This window comes from Bowmanella denitrificans (assembly GCF_002887595.1).
Lineage (GTDB): Bacteria > Pseudomonadota > Gammaproteobacteria > Enterobacterales > Alteromonadaceae > Bowmanella > Bowmanella denitrificans.
The window spans coordinates 181,293-198,260 of sequence record NZ_PEBU01000001.1 but is presented as its reverse complement, the minus strand read 5'-3'; the positions used below and the strand labels follow the sequence as shown (position 1 = coordinate 198,260).

General features: G+C 51.3%; 13 protein-coding genes. 5 read left to right on the top strand and 8 right to left on the bottom strand.

Translation table 11 applies throughout. From position 1 onward, the window contains the following. Positions 1-94: 94 nt before the first annotated feature. Both CSR04_RS01000 and CSR04_RS00995 read right to left on the bottom strand, forming a co-directional pair. On the bottom strand, positions 95-970 hold the full coding sequence (locus tag CSR04_RS01000; protein WP_102794365.1) for a TolB-like translocation protein: 876 nt from the start codon (positions 968-970) through the stop codon (positions 95-97). A gap of 1 nt (position 971) precedes the next feature. Further along, complete coding sequence (locus CSR04_RS00995) at positions 972-1,814, bottom strand: alpha/beta hydrolase (RefSeq protein ID WP_102794364.1); 843 nt, start codon at positions 1,812-1,814, stop codon at positions 972-974. A gap of 177 nt (positions 1,815-1,991) precedes the next feature. On the opposite strand from CSR04_RS00995, the gene CSR04_RS00990 reads away from it, so the two are divergent. After that, positions 1,992-4,178: a winged helix-turn-helix domain-containing protein gene (locus CSR04_RS00990; RefSeq protein WP_172449196.1), complete on the top strand. Its 2,187-nt coding sequence runs from the start codon at positions 1,992-1,994 to the stop codon at positions 4,176-4,178. Between the two features lie 109 nt (positions 4,179-4,287). Further along, entirely contained in the window at positions 4,288-6,009 is a 1,722-nt protein-coding gene (locus tag CSR04_RS00985) for a formylglycine-generating enzyme family protein (protein WP_102794362.1), read from the top strand. A gap of 20 nt (positions 6,010-6,029) precedes the next feature. Here CSR04_RS00985 and CSR04_RS00980 read toward each other — a convergent pair whose 3' ends face one another. The 3 genes from CSR04_RS00980 to rpmE form a co-directional block, all read right to left on the bottom strand. After that, entirely contained in the window at positions 6,030-7,820 is a 1,791-nt protein-coding gene (locus tag CSR04_RS00980; protein WP_245921276.1) for a transcriptional regulator, read from the bottom strand. A 213-nt stretch (positions 7,821-8,033) separates the two neighbouring features. Then, the gene (locus tag CSR04_RS00975) at positions 8,034-9,278 is read right to left on the bottom strand and encodes a malic enzyme-like NAD(P)-binding protein (RefSeq protein WP_102794361.1); all 1,245 of its coding nucleotides are present in this window, start codon (positions 9,276-9,278) and stop codon (positions 8,034-8,036) included. Positions 9,279-9,531: 253 nt separating this feature from the next. Continuing rightward, positions 9,532-9,744, bottom strand: coding sequence for a 50S ribosomal protein L31 (rpmE, locus tag CSR04_RS00970; protein ID WP_102794360.1), 213 nt, complete (start codon positions 9,742-9,744; stop codon positions 9,532-9,534). A gap of 184 nt (positions 9,745-9,928) precedes the next feature. On the opposite strand from rpmE, the gene priA reads away from it, so the two are divergent. From priA to CSR04_RS00955, 3 genes are all read left to right on the top strand, one after another. Then, the gene (gene priA / locus CSR04_RS00965) at positions 9,929-12,109 is read left to right on the top strand and encodes a primosomal protein N' (protein ID WP_102794359.1); all 2,181 of its coding nucleotides are present in this window, start codon (positions 9,929-9,931) and stop codon (positions 12,107-12,109) included. Between the two features lie 116 nt (positions 12,110-12,225). Then, a complete protein-coding gene (locus CSR04_RS00960) occupies positions 12,226-12,759 on the top strand; it encodes an SPOR domain-containing protein (RefSeq protein ID WP_102794358.1) in 534 nt (177 codons plus the stop codon). Positions 12,760-12,784: 25 nt separating this feature from the next. Continuing rightward, a complete protein-coding gene (locus tag CSR04_RS00955) occupies positions 12,785-13,759 on the top strand; it encodes a quinone oxidoreductase family protein (protein ID WP_102794357.1) in 975 nt (324 codons plus the stop codon). Positions 13,760-13,775: 16 nt separating this feature from the next. On the opposite strand, the gene CSR04_RS00950 is transcribed toward CSR04_RS00955, so the two are convergent. The 3 genes from CSR04_RS00950 to CSR04_RS00940 all read right to left on the bottom strand — a co-directional run bounded on the left by CSR04_RS00950 (position 13,776) and on the right by CSR04_RS00940 (position 16,968). Further along, entirely contained in the window at positions 13,776-15,404 is a 1,629-nt protein-coding gene (locus CSR04_RS00950; protein WP_102794356.1) for a methyl-accepting chemotaxis protein, read from the bottom strand. A gap of 123 nt (positions 15,405-15,527) precedes the next feature. After that, on the bottom strand, positions 15,528-16,403 hold the full coding sequence (locus CSR04_RS00945) for a glycerophosphodiester phosphodiesterase family protein (protein ID WP_102794355.1): 876 nt from the start codon (positions 16,401-16,403) through the stop codon (positions 15,528-15,530). A gap of 139 nt (positions 16,404-16,542) precedes the next feature. Further along, positions 16,543-16,968 carry a TSUP family transporter gene (locus CSR04_RS00940; RefSeq protein ID WP_102794354.1) on the bottom strand — a complete coding sequence of 142 codons (426 nt, stop codon included), beginning with the start codon at positions 16,966-16,968 and terminating at the stop codon, positions 16,543-16,545.

The window sequence follows — 16,968 nt, the reverse complement described above, 5'->3', positions numbered from 1 at the left end:
GCCTGCCAGCGGGTTAGCACAGTGTTTCTGACAAGCTCTGGCGTAAAACCAGCCCACTTTTCACCCACCTTGCATTTATAAAGCAGGTTCAGACTCAATCCTGTTGAGTGCCCCTGAGTTCATCAATAATCTTCGCACCCACCCAGTAAATATCCACGTTGTCATTTTTTTCATCTCTGCCGCGATTAAACAGAATATATTTTCCATCCGGGGTCACGCTGGCGTAGGCGTCCCACCGCTCTGAGTTAATCTGCTCGCCCATATTAATAGCCCGGCCCCAGGTGCCATCTTGTTGTCGGAAGCTGATATACAAATCGGAATCACCATAGCCGCCTTCGCGCTCGCTGTCCCAGATCAGATAGCTTTCATCGGGGGCGATAAAAGGGTGGGCGGTCCACTTACCGCTATTGATTTGTGGCCCCATTGGGATGGGCTCCTGCCGTTGTCCGTTTTTGATGGTTGAGATGCGGATCACATCATTATTTTTATAGTCGTCGAATACGTAAGTACCGCTGGCAGAGGACGACAGGCGCATAATGCCCCAATCCTCACGTTCGAACATGGCACCTAAGCTTTTGCGCTCTGACCAACCGTTATCAATACGCTCCTTATAGCCTTTTGCCATATGCATAACCTGGCCATCCGGGGAAAATGATATTTCGCCGTTACGGGGAAATTCTATGAATTTGTGCCATATGTTTTGTTGTTGGCGAAAACCAATCACAGTCGAGCGCGTACGTTCGCCCCCTCGGGTGGTGAAGTAGAACTCTTGCATACCAGGCGCGAATACGCCTTCCAGCTCCCAGCCTTCTCTCGAGATAATACCTGGCGCAAAAGGTTCGGCCACCATACCGGGCGGCTTCTGGCCCATATAAGGGCCTGTAAGGGCCGGAAACTCGTCCTGACCGTAAGCCGGACAAATCAGCGCCAGACTGGAAAATAGCAACAGAAAAACACTTAGCCGGAACATATCATTCTCCTTGCTGTTGTAGTTTGGCCAGCCAGTTTATGGCCATCACGGCAGTCATCGGCGAGGCGGTCTGATGGCTCCCTTCCGGGATCTTGTGGGTTAAGGACAAGCTTGCATCCTTCTTGTTATGCAGAAACTGGATAAGGCTGTCCACATGCGGACTGAGCTTTTGTTCTTCGCTGCCATAAGTCACAAAGACATTGGCGTTAAAAGGTTTTGCATTGTTGGGCAGGGCTTCAATTTGTGCCATTCGCCAAACCGAAGGGCTGCCAAGCATATAATTCTTAAAGGTATCAGGTTGCGACAGCAGTATGTAAGCGCCGAATAAGCCGCCCATTGAGTAGCCAAAGTAACTGCGATTGGCAGGCTCAGTGCGGTAGTGGCTCTCCACATAGGGGATCACGTCGTGGCGAATAAAATCCAGATATTTGGCTGCCTGACCGAACTGGTATTTAGCTTGGTTTTCCGGGTTGCTGGATGGGGCAAAGGAGTAATCCCGGAAGCGGCTGACATACGCCCCTTCCGCTTCGATTAACTTTGCATCTATGTCTTTTTGCCAGGAAAGGCCAACTAAAATACTGTCTTCCATCTGAAAAAAGGTTGAGGCCGACAGCAGCTCCACGTGCCATAAGGCATCGGTGAAGTAGATTACCGGATAGGCCTTGTCAGGATTTTGTGCATAGTTGTCGGGCAGTTTTATCAGCAGCTCGTACTGACGCTCTGTGGCGCTGGCTTTAATCGGGATCACCTGAATCTGCGGCAATACCAGAGGCTTGGCGTAGGTGGTTGCACCAACCAGAATCAGTAGTAAACAGGAAAGTATCCGTAAGTAGCTAGTTTTCATATTTTTTGCCTGTGAAAGTGGAGTAGGCAGGCTAATCCGAAGCGTTAAAAAACGCCTGAAAGGCTGATGAAATCTTGCTGACGTCTTGCTGATGCGCCTTGGCGATACCTAAATTGCAAGGCTGTGATAGGATGGTGCATCTTTTTGTTTCCCTTCATGTTTCAGGTGTTATTGGTGATGGCTAAACAATACTGGGTGGGTGAATTCCTGGTGGATTTGTCCAGAAACCAAATAAGCCAGCAAGACAGGGTGCAAACGTTACCCCCTAAAGCGCTGCAGGTACTGACGTATCTGGCGCAGCATAGTGGCCGTGTCGTCAGCCATGATGAATTGTTAGATAAGGTCTGGGCTAATGCAGTAGTCACGCCCAATACGCTGCAGCGCAGCATTGCGCAATTAAGAAAGGCGTTCGGGGAAAGCAGTAAAGCCTCAGCACTGATTAAAACGCATGCCAAGCAAGGCTATAGTCTGGAAGGCGAAGTACGTTGGTCTGAAGAGATAAGCATTGCCGAAGAAAATCGCGATGCTGTTAGTCCAGCGCCGCAACTGAATGACAGCGCTCAGCAGGAAAGTGTACAAACGCGAGACAAGCGCGAATTCGCTCAGCCTTGTAACCCGTCCGATATTGGGATTTCATCCCCTAAGCTAGCTAACAGCAACATGGCCTATTGGTTGCTGGCGGCCACGGCCATATTGGTGCTGGCAATTGGGCTGATACCTTTTGTATCGGACAGCCCAGAATTAAAGCTCGGCGACCTGCGCTATCTGACCGCCACTGACGATAAAGAATATGGTGCAACCTATACCCCGGATGGCCAATATATTATTTTTCATCGCTACTACGAAAAGGTGTGCAGTAACAATCTGTGGGCGAAGCATGCTCAGACCATGCAAGAGATCCAACTGACCGCCAAAGAAGGCACCTACGCTGGGCACAGCTTGTCTGCCGACGGTAAACGCCTGATATTTATTGAAGAGCAGGACTGCACGGCGCCACTGCGTCAACCTACCTGCTACAAACTGATGAGCCTGGATTTTCAGGCCGCACTAACAGAGCCTCAGCAGCCCAGCGAACTGCTAAATTGCCAACACTCAGAAATTCGCGATCCCCTGTGGATGGACGCTCAGCATATTGTGCTGTTGCAGCGCGACGACCGACTCTGGCGCCTGGTGCGTTACTCATTGGCCGACCATAGCAGTGATATCCTGTATGAGGTTAAAGATGGCCTGATCCTGACGTTTACCTGGTCTGCAGAACGCCAGCGGTTGGCCGTGACATTGGTAAAAGCAGATGGTGTTCAGTATATCGAGATGCTGCATGCCGATGGCAGGGTTATCTCCAGCCACCCTATTCAGTTTCCACCCGATGCACCGCGCCATTTAAAAGTGGCCCCTGAATTTATACCCGGCCAGGCTGAAATGCTGCTGGCCTATCGGGGACAACTCTATATGCTGTCCGAGCAAGGCCAGGTCACCAAGCTGAATTTAGCCCTGGAGGCCAGCGTTGGCAGCCCGGCCTTTCATCCTGATGGCCAGCGCTTGTTGCTGATTAGCGGTCGCTACGACAGTGATGTGGCCAGACTTTCTGTTGCCGACAATGTTAATGCACAACAGCAAGCCATTGCGCCTGCAGTATTTGAGCGCTCTATCAACCATGAAGACAACGCCAAATTCCAGCCTGGCGGCGAGCAGATTGCTTTTGTGTCAAAACGCACCGGCACTGAGCAGGTCTGGTTGTCGGGCGACGAAGGCTCCAGACTGGTCAGTGACTTCCCCAAAGGCACCTTTATCAGCAGCCTGTTTTGGGATAACGACGGCCAGGGTCTGCTGGTACTGGCGGATATGGATATCTACAAGCTGTCGCTGAATAATCAGCATAGTCGTCAGGGATTTCCTTATCCCATATTTGATCTGTTTGCCTGGAACAGCGATTCGCAGCAACTGTTAGCCAGAATTCTGGTAAATGGCATGGTGCAGTTGGTGACGATTGATTTAGGCAGTATGGATTATCAGACTGTCACTAATAAAAAGGTGATATGGGCAGCCAAAGACCCACAAGAGCCGCTGATTTATATGGATCATCTCAAACAGTTCTGGTTGCAAGGCGGTATTGAAGACAAGCTGATTGACAGTTTGCTGGGCCAGGGTTCAGAGAAAGGCTTTGTGCTGCAAGATGGCCAGCTGTATGGCATCAACAAGGCCAATCAGCTGTGGCGCTACCACATTCAAGCGGATACATTCAGCGTAGTGGCACCCATCACCCCGGATATTGATTATCTGACCGATATTCAAGGACAAGAACTGCTGGCCACCCTGCTGGTGGCTGAACGTAAGGAAGTGATAGAGCTGACCTTTGCAAACTAGTTCGCAAATAGAATTTTAATAGAAAAACAATTTAATCATTATAGGACCCGGCAGCCGTCGGCCATCTAGATTGCATTCCTCTACACATAAATAAAAAGTGAGGAACTGCATGTCGAATTGGTATCTGTCGGCACTGTGCGTGCTGAGTATATGTTCAGGTCCGGTGGCTTGGGCCGAGGAATTTATCACGCCACCCATGGTATCAATTCCGGCGGGTGAATTTATGATGGGTACAATTGGGGGCGACCCGGCCAGTCAACCTATTCACGAGGTCTCTGTTGAGGCCTTTCAACTGGCAAAATACCCGGTGACTGTCGCCGAGTTTCGCTACTTTGCTAAAGACACCAACTTCTCACCCGATGCCACCTGTAACGACTTTATTGATAAAGAAGGGTTAAGGGGGCCAACCCACATTGGTACAGGACGATGGGACAAACATCGCTATAGCCACAGCGATTATCAGCCCGTTACCTGCATTTCTCTGACAACCGCCAAAGCCTATGCCAAGTGGTTAAGCCAGAAAACCGGTACATCCTATCGATTACCCAGCGAGCAAGAATGGGAGTATGCCGCCAGGGCTGGTAGCACAAGCCGCTTCTTCTGGGGAGATGACCCGACCGGTGCACAAGCATGTGAGTATGGCAACGTCGCGGACTTTACCGGTGAATCGGTTAATAATCAGTTGTATGGGTTAAGCAATGTCGGCTTTGTGGGCTTGTCTCCTTGTGAAGATGGGGAGGCCTACAACGCCATTGTCGGACAATACAAGGCCAACCGCTTTGGTTTGCATGATATGACAGGGAATGTGCTGCAGATGGTCAACTCCTGCTACAGCGACAAAGGTTACCAACTGGACACATCAGCACCCCAAGAGAAAAATCAGTGTGAATTCTATGGTCTGCGCGGCAGTAACTGGCATTACCCCGCCCGCCCCCATACCTTCAGAGGTCGGGCCAAGCGGGAAGGGTGGAATGTGTCCGCAGATATTGGATTCAGGCTCGCTGCAGATAAGGCCCCGGCGACTTCGGACGACAGCCATTTTACCGAAGCTTTAAAGCAGGCCCAGCAGCAACGGCTTGCGGAAAAAGACAATTTGCTAATGACACCACGCTCAGGTCACATTGTGCAGTTGGGTGAAACCAGGTATCAGTTGCGCTGGCAACCCGTGACGGACAAAAGGGTAACTCGCTACGATATCTATCAGTCGGTTTACCCTCAAGCGCATCTGATGGGCGGCTTTTATCAGCATCAGTATACCAAGTTAACTCAGGTGGACAGCTCGCAGTCAAGCCTGGAACTTGATGCGGTAGCCAATGGAACCAGCTTCCTGTTGGTGGCCGCCAATGATGGGCAATCCAGTTTACCCAGCGCGCCACTGCTGGTTCCGCACCCTCCGGTTATTACTGAGATTCCGGGCAAACTAGAGATGCAAAATGTAGCCAGTCTGAACGGCGTGGCGCTTTACAGAGCCGCCCCCACTGAGACGCGCCCCGAGCGATACTATGTTTTCAAAACCAACCCTGTAACAGTGCAGGAAAGGGTGAGCATAACCTTCCTGGTTAAGGTGGAAGAATCAGGAGAATATCAACTTAGCTATCAAGGTCGCACCTTCCAGGAGGGTACTTTCTTTACCTTATGGAATGGCGCTACCTTGCTGGCAGAGATTAGGCATGAGCGCCAAGCAGAAAACACAACGAATCAACATTCTGTGTATCTTGAAAAAGGTCAGCACAGCTTGCAACTACAGGTAATGCGCGAGGGATTTGACCGCTGGATGCTGGCCGGTCTGGAATTCACCCTACAACAACCAATAGCAACAGGGGATGAGTAGATAGCATTAGCAACTCGGCATTAATTAGGCTGCAATTCGCTGCTAGATAAGCGTATTGCAGCATCCAATGCCCTGCTATTCTGGTCGCGCCAACGGCGGGTAGCATGCGCGGTCAGGTAGCTTTTCAACCCCTCAGCGTCGACCATGGTATCGCCGCTTTGTGCATGCTGTAAAAGCAACAAGGCGCTATCCAAGGCATCGGTTTTACTTTGCGCTAACTGCGCGATTTGAAAGCTTTGCAGGGCTTCCTTGAGCCCTTCCGCCCTTTTCTGTTGCGCCAGCAACACTGATGCCCTTGTCAGATACAGAAATGAGTCTCTTTGCCAGGGGGCAATCAGGGCCAGTGCCTCATCCCAGCGCTGCTGCTGAATATAGCTTTGCCTGAGCTGTTTGGCGGCAATATAAAAATCCTTCTGATATTGTGGCGTAAACGGTCTGCTCAAAATCTGCTGATAAAAAGCGTTCGCGGCCTCTCCTGGACCGGCCATCCAGGCTTGTGTACTGAGTAGTGACACCAGATGTTCATCGCCCAGCTGATTTAGGCTGATCAGCTGAGTGGCTAGGCCCATCTGGGTATGAGCGAGTTCCGTCAGCCCGGCTTTTGATGCCATAAAAGCCTGGATGCGGTGTGCATTCAGCTCCAACAATGGTTCCCGCGCCGCTCTGGCGCTGGAAACGGCTTGATTCAGCACTTGCATGCCCTGACGCAGGTCGTTGTCCACCAGCAGACTCCAGGATAAGGTCATCAGCATTTGTGCTTTTAGGGGGGCGACCTCAACAGCTTCCTGAATAGTTAAAGCGGCTTCGATACTTGCTCTTGCCACAGGGAATTGCTTGTTCTCCATGGCAATTTGAGCTTTGAGCCATAGATACAAGGCTTTCTCTAGGTTGTTGTTCGGCGCCAGTAGCTGTCTTTCCACCAGCGTAGCGGCCTTGTCGTATTCTTCCAGCGCCATATATAACCTGGCCTGTTCTGCACCAAGGTCATTTTGACGCATCTGCAAGACTGCAAGAGCCTGCTGCGGATGAGACAAACTAAAATAGTTGCCGTCGCGCAATGCCTGGATAGCTGCACTGAGCTTGTGCTGCGCTTCTTCGGCAGTCTTGACCAGAATATAATCCTGCCAACTTCGCTGCGGCCCCTGAACAATGAAACTGACCACCAGACCGCTTTTCACCGGAAAGTTTTTGGTAGCAACAAGTAACTCTTCTGCGTTGGCTGCCTGAGCATAAGTGCGATGTGGCGAGTCAAACAGCGCCTGTGCCGACAGGCCGGCTTGAAGACTTTGTACCCTAAATTCCTGCGCGGCTGGCGCAAGGACAAATATTTGCTCGGGTTGCAGCGCCGCTGGGGGTGACAAAGTATAGAGTCTGTACCAAAGTACCGAGACGATAAGCAGTATCGCGATACCCAATCCATAAACAGCCGGTCTGGATAAACCTCCAAACGGCTTGGGCACTTGCGCTATATCTTTATTCTTATCCTGGCCGGTAACTTCAGTAGGTTGATGGCGGTTATCTATAATAGGGGATTGCCACTGATACCCTTTTTTAGGAAAGGTTTTAATGGCGGTCTCACCAAATATACTGCGCAGTAAACTGATGTTTTGGAAAATCACCTGCTCAGTGACAACCCTGTTCGTCCAAACCCTATCTAAAATAGTGTCTTTGCTCAGGATCTTATCCCGATTCTCCAACAACAATGCCAGTAACAAACAGGCCTTTTCGTTAAGTGAAACAATCTGGCCATGTTGTTTTAAGACTAACTGATCTGGATCGAATTCAAATTCGCCAAATTGATAGGTGCCCACCAAGCTCGCTCTTTTGGTTTAGTTACGGGATGGTAACCTACTTTGCCCTAAGGTGCCGTGCATAGGGACAATTTATGCCAAGGTTAACCTTGGTTGGTGTAATCTACCCCCAGCAAAAACCTATACCCGATAGCAGTGGCTGGCAGGGTCTGTTTTTACACATAAAAAAACGCCGCGAGAGGCGACGTTTCTTCATGCAGAACCCAGGAACATTTATTCCATGTAGCCGTCAGGCAGCGCTTCGAAAGGCGATACGCCGGTCTCAATGGCCGCCTGAGCAACAGCTTTGGCCACCCGTTTACACAGACGCGGGTCCATCGGCTTGGGAATAATGTACTGCCGGCCAAAGTTAAGCTCTGTGACATCGGCGGCTTTCAGTACTGATTCGGGCACAGGTTCACGGGCAATACTGCGAATCGCTTCAACGGCGGCCACTTTCATTTCGTCGTTAATGGTGGAGGCTCGTACATCCAGGGCACCGCGGAAAATAAAAGGGAAGCACAGTACGTTGTTAACTTGGTTAGGATAGTCGGAACGACCGGTAGCCATAATCAGGTCATCACGGGCACCATGGGCCAGCTCGGGTTTAATTTCAGGGTCCGGGTTGGAGCAGGCAAACACCACCGGATTGGGGGCCATCAGTTTCAGAGCTTCAGGCGGCAGCACGTCGGGGCCGGAGACGCCCACAAACACATCGGCGTCCTGCATCACATCTTCCAGCGTGCGTTTGTCGGTGTTATTGGCAAACAACTGCTTATGTGGGGTCAGATCATCTCGACGGGTGTGAATTACGCCTTTTCTGTCCAACATGTAAATACGTTCACGCTGGGCACCACATTTGATCAGCAGTTCCATACAAGCGACGGCGGCGGCACCGGCGCCCATACAGACGATAGTCACATCGTGAATATTTTTACCCTGGATCTCCAGTGCGTTGAGCATACCCGCCGCGGTCACAATAGCCGTACCGTGCTGGTCGTCATGGAATACCGGTACCCGGCAGCGCTTGATCAGTTCCTGTTCAATCTCGAAGCACTCGGGCGCTTTAATATCTTCCAGGTTAATACCACCAAAGGTATCTGCGATATTGGCCACGGTATTAATAAATTCTTCGGTGGTGCGGTGTTTTACTTCAATATCAATGGCATCCAGGCCCGCAAAGCGCTTGAACAGCAGGGCTTTGCCTTCCATGACGGGCTTGGATGCCAGCGGTCCTAAATTACCCAGGCCGAGAATGGCAGTGCCGTTGGAAATAACCGCCACCAGATTACCTTTGGCGGTGTATTTATAAGCATTATCCGGGTCAGCGGCGATTTCCTTGACCGGCTCGGCCACACCCGGGCTGTAAGCCAGGGCCAGATCGCCGACGCTTTCGGCAGGTTTGCTCAGCTCAATGCTGATTTTTCCGGGGACGGGTTTGGCGTGATAATCCAGTGCTCTTTGACGAAAGTCAGACATAGTAGCCTCTGAGTGATATTGTATGGGTACGAGTAAGGAATGTTATTGTTATCTATCCCTGAACGCTGGCAGGAATGGGTGCGCAATCTATCACAACACCTGGGTACAACATATCAGATCAGACCGCGATTCGGCATAGCCAATTCTGTCTAGGCCATGCTTATCTTTCATATACGTGGTCACCTTGGCAAAATTTGCTTTGCGAGCAACAAAAAAGGCGCCTGATTGGCGCCTTTTCTTGCAGTCTGCGGGCTTACTTTTTGCCCAGCATGCCGAAACGTTTGTTGAAACGATCTACACGGCCACCGGTGTCAACGTTACGCTGCTTACCAGTGTAGAAAGGGTGACATTCTGAACATACGTCCAGGAAGATGTCTTTTTTCAGAGTAGAACGGATCGCCATCTTGTTTCCACAAGAGCAGTTTGCAGTGATTTCCTGATACTCAGGATGGATACCTTGTTTCATGGGATTACCTCATCAACAGGCCGTATCGCCACCCGATCCAAGTAACAATGTCTTGACCGGAACCATACGCTATTTACAAAAAATGGCAGCTTGCCGCCAGGAGGCGCGCATATTAATGTATCCCACCTGAGGGTTCAAGTATTTGTTGAAATTATAGCCAGCCTTCTCAACTGCAAAGAATAAGATGTTAATTGCCGAAATAGCCCTACCCGTGCCAATGCGCGGCCACTTTGATTACCTGTTGCCAGACAGTATGGTGCCTCAGGCCGGCACCCGGGTGCTGGTGCCCTTTGGGCGGCGCAAACTGGTGGGGCTGGTGATGGCCTGTAAAGCAGACAGCGATATGCCAGCGGATAAACTGCGCAGGGTTGAAGTCTTGCTGGATGACAAACCTGTGATGGAGCCGTTGTTTATGCAATGGCTAACCTGGGCCAGTCAGTATTATCAGCACCCATTGGGGGATATCTTATTCACCGCGCTACCGGTAAATCTGCGCAAAGGTCTGGGTGCAGAGGTTGAACTTAAGGCCTGGCAGTTGACCGAAACGGGGCATGATGTTGACCCCAGCGAACTAAAACGGGCCGCCAAACAGCAGGCTCTGCTGGCCGCTTTGCAAAGCGGGCCGGTGGCACAGGAACAGCTTAGCAACAGCTACTCCGCCGCAATATTTCGTGCCCTGGCTGACAAAGGACTAATTGAAGCCACAACCTTAATCCCTGATGCTGATAAGCAGTGGCCTGCGCGTATTGAACTGGCAGAAAAGCCCAGGCCGAATCTGGAACAGTCCTTGGCCATCAGCGCCATTGCGCATAAAGCCGGCAGCTTCAACTGTTTTTTACTTGAGGGGGTAACCGGCTCGGGTAAAACCGAAGTTTACTTGCAGGCCATTGAACCTTTGCTGAAGCAGGGTAAGCAGGTACTGATTCTGGTGCCGGAAATCGGCCTGACCCCACAAACCGTCAAGCGTTTTCAACTGCGCTTCGGTGTGGATGTGGGGGTGCTGCATTCGGGGCTGACCGACAATGAGCGTATGCAGGTATGGCGCCAGGCCAAAGCCGGAGAACTGGGCATTATCATCGGCACCCGTTCCGCCATTTTTACCCCACTGGCTAGTCCAGGCATGATTATTGTGGATGAAGAGCATGACGGTTCATACAAACAGCAGGACGGCTGGCGATATCATGCCCGGGATATGGCGGTGGTGCGGGCCAGGCTCGAGAATATTCCGCTGCTGCTGGGCAGTGCCACGCCGTCGCTGGAGAGCCTTAACAATGCCCTGGCTGGCAAGTACCAGCATTTACTGTTGCGACAACGGGCCGGGGAGGCCAAACCCGTGCAACATCAGCTACTGGATCTTAAGGGGCAACAGCTTGAGTTTGGGCTGGCCAGAGGTATGCGCCAGCGTATCCAGGCCCATTTGCAGCAAGGCAATCAGGTTATGCTGTTTATCAACCGGCGCGGTTATGCACCGGCCCTGATTTGCCATCAATGCGGCTTTGTGGAGGAGTGCCATAGCTGTGATCGTAGTTATACCCTGCACCGCAGCCTGAATAAGCTGCAATGCCATCATTGTTCAGATGCCAAGCCGATTCCCCATGCTTGTGCCCAGTGTGGTGCGTCACCCATGCAGCCGGTGGGCATGGGTACCGAGCAACTGGAGCAAGGGATTGCCAGTTTATTCCCCGGCTATCAGGCCGCTCGTATCGACAGCGATTCGGCGCGCGGCAAGCAGAAACTGCATCAGTTGTTAGAGGACATTAACCAGGGTAAACATCAGCTGCTGATTGGTACACAAATCCTGGCGAAGGGTCACCACTTTCCCAATGTATCGCTGGTGGTGATTCTGGATGTGGACGGTTCTCTATTCAGTGCCGATTACCGCGCGCCGGAAAAACTGGCCCAGTTGATTACCCAGGTAGCCGGACGTGCCGGGCGGGCTCATATTCAGGGCGAGTTATGGTTGCAAACTCATCATCCTGCTCATCCGTTATTGCAGGATCTGCTGAATAACGGTTATCAGCACTTTGCCAGACTGGCCTTAAAAGAGCGCCGGTTTGCTGCATTGCCACCCTACAGTTATCAGGCGCTGTTCCGTGCTGAGGCTAACCAGGCCGCCCAGGCCCATGAATTTCTGTTACAAGTACGGCAGCTAATGGGCATTGGCCCTGACCTGGCGGCCATCGGGCCCATTCCGGCGCTGATGGAAAAACGTCAGGGGCGTTACCGCATGCAGCTATTGTTGCAATCGCAGCAACGCACGGGGATTCAACAACAACTGAATCGCCTGATGGGACAGATCGAAAAACTACCGCTGGCCAATAAAGTGCGCTGGTCGCTGGATATGGATCCGCAGGACTTCACCTGATTTGCTTGTGCCGGGACAACAGGTAGAATCGTCGCCTCGGGGTAGCAGTTTTTCTTCTTCTTTTTCAAAACAGCAGTAAGTTACCCCGCTGCATTTTTTAGGGTTAAAGCTGATTTATGGCACATAAAGACTACGTTTCCCGCGGCAGAGCGAACAAAGCGCCGCCTCCCAAGCCACCCTTACCCTGGCTGCGTATTGTGATTACGCTGGCCTTATTTGCAGGTTTTGCTTATTTTTTGTGGAATATTAATGGCAGTGCCAAGAAGACCGAAAACAGCCAGCCCGCCCCGGTTAAGGTAAAAGAACAAGCCGATGCTTTGCCTAAGCCGCCCGAGGAAAAGTGGGAGTTTATTGAAGTACTGCCAAATCAGACAGTGGAAGTGGATGTGCCGGAACAAGAAGACGATGGGATTCGCTGGTTGATGCAGTGTGGCTCCTTCCGCCAGTCGCAGCAAGCCGAGGAAATGCGCGCTAAAATTGCTTTTGCAGGCTTGGAATCTCAGGTTCGCCCCAGTGATGGCGCCAATGGTCGCTGGTACCGGGTAATTCTGGGCCCTTTTGAGCGCAAACGTGAAGCGGAAAAGAATAGACACGCTATCCGTCGTACCGGCATTACCACTTGCCAGATTTGGCAGTGGAATCTGGATTAAGTCCTAGTCAACCAAGGAACTGCAGATGACACAACAGATTCGCATCAGTCAAACCGGTGGCCCGCAAGTGATGGATATGGTCAACCAGGATCCTGGTCAACCTGGGCCTGGCGAAGTCCGCCTGCGCCAACACGCTATCGGCCTGAATTATATTGATGTGTATTTTCGTACCGGTCTGTATCCACAGCCACTGCCTGGTGGTCTAGGCCTGGAAGGCGCAGGTATAGTGGAGTCGGTCGGAGCAGGCGTGGATATTGTTCAGCCTGGTGACCGCGTCGCCTACGCAGGTGGTCCCACAGGGGCCTATGCCCAAGTGCGGGTTATGCCAGCGACAAACCTGGTAAAATTACCCGATGACATCAGTTTTGAGACAGCCGCCGCCATAATGCTTAAAGGCCTGACAGTGCAATACTTGCTGCGACGCACTTATCAAGTGCAAGCAGGCCAAACCATACTTTTTCATGCTGCCGCTGGCGGGGTAGGACTGCTGGCCTGCCAATGGGCCAAAGCCCTGGGCGTGCGCATGATTGGAACAGTCGGTGACGCACAAAAAGCTGAACTGGCCAAAGCCAACGGCTGTGCCGAAGTGATTAATTATAATCAGGAGTCCTTCGTTGAGCGTGTCAGAGAACTGACCCATGGCGAAGGTGTACCTGTGGTATACGATAGTGTGGGTAAAAGCACATTTCAGGATTCCCTGGATTGTTTGTCCCCGCTTGGCATGATGGTGTCGTTCGGCAATGCCTCCGGCGCAGTACCAGAGTTTGCACTTAGTGAGCTGACGCGCAGAGGTTCCTTATTCATTACCCGGCCACGGTTGTTTGACTATGTTGCCAAGCGACAGGATCTGGAAACTATGTGTCAGGAGCTGTTTGCTATGGTGCAACAACATAAGCTACGTCCCCTGATTGGCCAGCGTTACGCTTTATCTGATGTGGCCCAGGCACATAAAGATCTGGAAGCGCGAAAACTGACCGGCTCGGCGATACTGCTGCCCTAAACGCCGGTCATTGCATTTAAACCCTGAACTGACTCACCAGTCTGCTCAAGCCCTGACTCAAGTTCGTCAGTGCCTGAGCGGCCTGGTCACAATCTTCAATACCTCTGGCAGTTTGCTGAACCAAGCTATTGATATTATGTACGTTTTTATCAACTTCCAAGGCGACTGCACTTTGTTCTTCAGCGGCGGTGGCGATTTGTGAGTTCATTTCAGATATCAAGCCTATCGCATGGTTTATCTGATCCAGCGCATCCTTCACCTCATCCGACAGGCTCACAGTATTATTGGCCTGTTCCAGGCTTTGCTGTACCGAGCTGGTCATTTTATTGGTATCTTGCTGAAGATTATTGATGATCACCGCAATTTCACGGGTGGAATCCTGTGTCTGCTGGGCCAGGGTACGCACCTCATCGGCGACTACCGAAAATCCGCGTCCTTGTTCACCTGCTCGCGCTGCTTCAATAGCCGCATTCAATGCCAATAGATTGGTCTGGTCGGCAATATTGTTGATGATCCCCAAGGCTTTACTGATATCCACCACTGCCGCAGACAGGGTTTTCGCCACTTCAGCACTTTGCTGCACATTCTGGCTTAGCTGCTGGATGCTGCCCCGCGAACGCTCTACCACCAGGTTACCCTGGTTGGTCAGTTGCTCAGCCTGCATGGCAGAATGATTGGCCTGTTCGGCATTACCGGCCACTTGCGATACCGCCGCACTCATTTCGGTGATGGCTGTGGCTACCTGATCGGTCTCCATTAACTGTTGTTGGCTCTCGGCCCGGATCTCTTCCGTGGCTCCCGTTAATTGCCGGGCAGAGTCAGCCAGTGAGGTAGCTGAATCCGCTACTTCTTTGACCAACTCTCTGATTTTCAGTACAAACTGATTGAAATAGTCAGACAGCCTGGAAAGCTCATCCTGTCCCTCAACAGTAAGCTTGACCGTCAAATCACCTTTACCTTGGGCAATATCTTTCATGGCCCCAACAACATTATGCAAAGGCCTCAGCACACTGCGGGATACCAGATAAATCAACCCGGCCAGTATCACCACTATGGCCAAGGCAATTTTCAACATACTGAAAGCTGCAGCCCAGAACGTATCAGCAACATCATCAATATAAATACCGGTGCCGACGATCCAGCCCCAGGGCTGATAGAGTTTTACAAAGGTGATTTTAGGGACGGGCTCTGACTGGCCCGGCTTGGGCCAGTTGTACTGCACTGTGTGCACGCCATCATCTCGTACGCCAACCACCATATCATGGAACAGGCGGTTACCTTCTTTGTCCTGGAAAGCGTCGACGCTGGTGCCATCTAAATCCGGGCGGAAAGGATGCATCAACATGGTTGCTTCACCATCGATAACAAAATAGTAGTCGTCATCCTTGTAACGCATCGTCTTCAGGGCCCGTAAAGCCAAACGCTGCGCTTCCTCCATACTGATTTCACCGCTTTGCGCCCTGGAACGGTAATTGTCCAGCAGACCTTCTATAGATTCGGCCAGAAACCGGGTGGTAAGACGCTTCTCTTCAAGAATGGTGCTGTTAAGTCCGCTTAATATCAGCAAACACAAAGCCAACTGTCCTGCAATGGCAACAACCAAGATACTCCATAGACGCTGGCGAATGCTCAAACGATTCAACATGCAGTAACCCTCGTATGGCGGGTGCCGACAGCACAAAGACTATCGACATGTGCTTTTCGTTATTAGAAACAAGAGAATAGCTGCTTTTTTTCAAGTATGCGCAGCACTACTACTAAAGGCTGATCATTTTTTATGCTCGTCAGATAAAGCCAACACCCTATCCGGAAAATCACTTATCAACCCGTCAACCTGAAGAGCTTTAAATTGCACCATCTTTTCAACATCATTCACTGTCCAAACTTGAATTTTCACCCCTCGCTGGTGCAAAGCCGCCACTAAGGATGGCGATAAGACCTTCACCCCTGACCAATATTCTGGAACTTGAACAGCCTGACCTCTAACCGGGAACAGATGTGACAGGCCAATTTTCTCCAGTAGCACAAACCAGGTTATTTCATTTTTGGTCATGGCGGTGGCCACCGAAGGGCAACCACGCCGGAATGCGCGCAGTGCATCGGAGTGAAAAGAAGTCACCAACACTTTGTGTTGCATGTCGTATTGGTTGATCAAATTACAAAGCAACTGGCTCACTTGTCGATCATTGGGTTTGATCTCCAACATGTAGCGCGCCTTGGGTAGGGTTTTGAAAATGTCTCTTAAGGCGGGAATCCGCACTTGCTTACCACGATAGGAGAAGTCTTGTTCCGGCAGATGCTGAAAGCCTGCATCCAATTCTTGCAACTGCGCCAAGGCCATATCACGAATGCGCCCCTGACCATTAGTCGTTGAATCCACCGTCTCATCATGGCGGGCGAGCAATTGCTTATCCCAACTGGCATGAATATCCATCTCAATCACATCTGCGCCCAATTGCCAGGCGTGTTTTGCAGCTTCCAAGGTGTTCTTGGACCTTAGTCCCTGGCCTGCGCCATGGGCAATAACTTCAAAGCCATCAGCCTGATAATAGGGATGCGGGGCCATGTGATTGACCATAGGTGTCAGAGATAAGCCCGCCCACACCAGCAAAATACCGAGAAACCATTGCAGCAAGTTGAACATCAGAATCAATTGATGAAGAAATGAACGTTCATACCCGCATATACCACCGCGCTTGTCGCCACCAAAGTCGCAGAAGGCAGGGTTAGCGACAACAAATGCATCATCAGAGAAGGGCCCCCGGCATGCAGCAAGGTGCTGCTTAATCCAGATGCCGAAGCCAGCACAAGCCCTGCAGGCCAGCTTGCCAACCAGGCACCATGCAGATGTCGGCCCAACAGATAGCGCAGTGCAAACAACTCAGAGAACCAATCAGCCCTTGTAACCAGAGCGTGGGAAGGTGCCCAAGCAGCAAACCGCCTAGTAACAAACCTATTGCCACGCCGGGTAATAAAACTCGTAGTGTTGCGCCGTCCCATTGGCGCCAATAGCTTTTTAAACTGAACATATCGGCCAGCAGCAACAGCGGCAACATCAACCCCAAAGCCTGCTGAGGCGACAAAACCAACAGTAGAAGGGGCACAGAGAATATCCCCAGTGCCCCGGCGAATCCGGATTTGGAAATCCCGGTCAACACCACAACCAGTGCAATCAGACCTAGACTAAAGGGATCCAAATCCATCAGCAT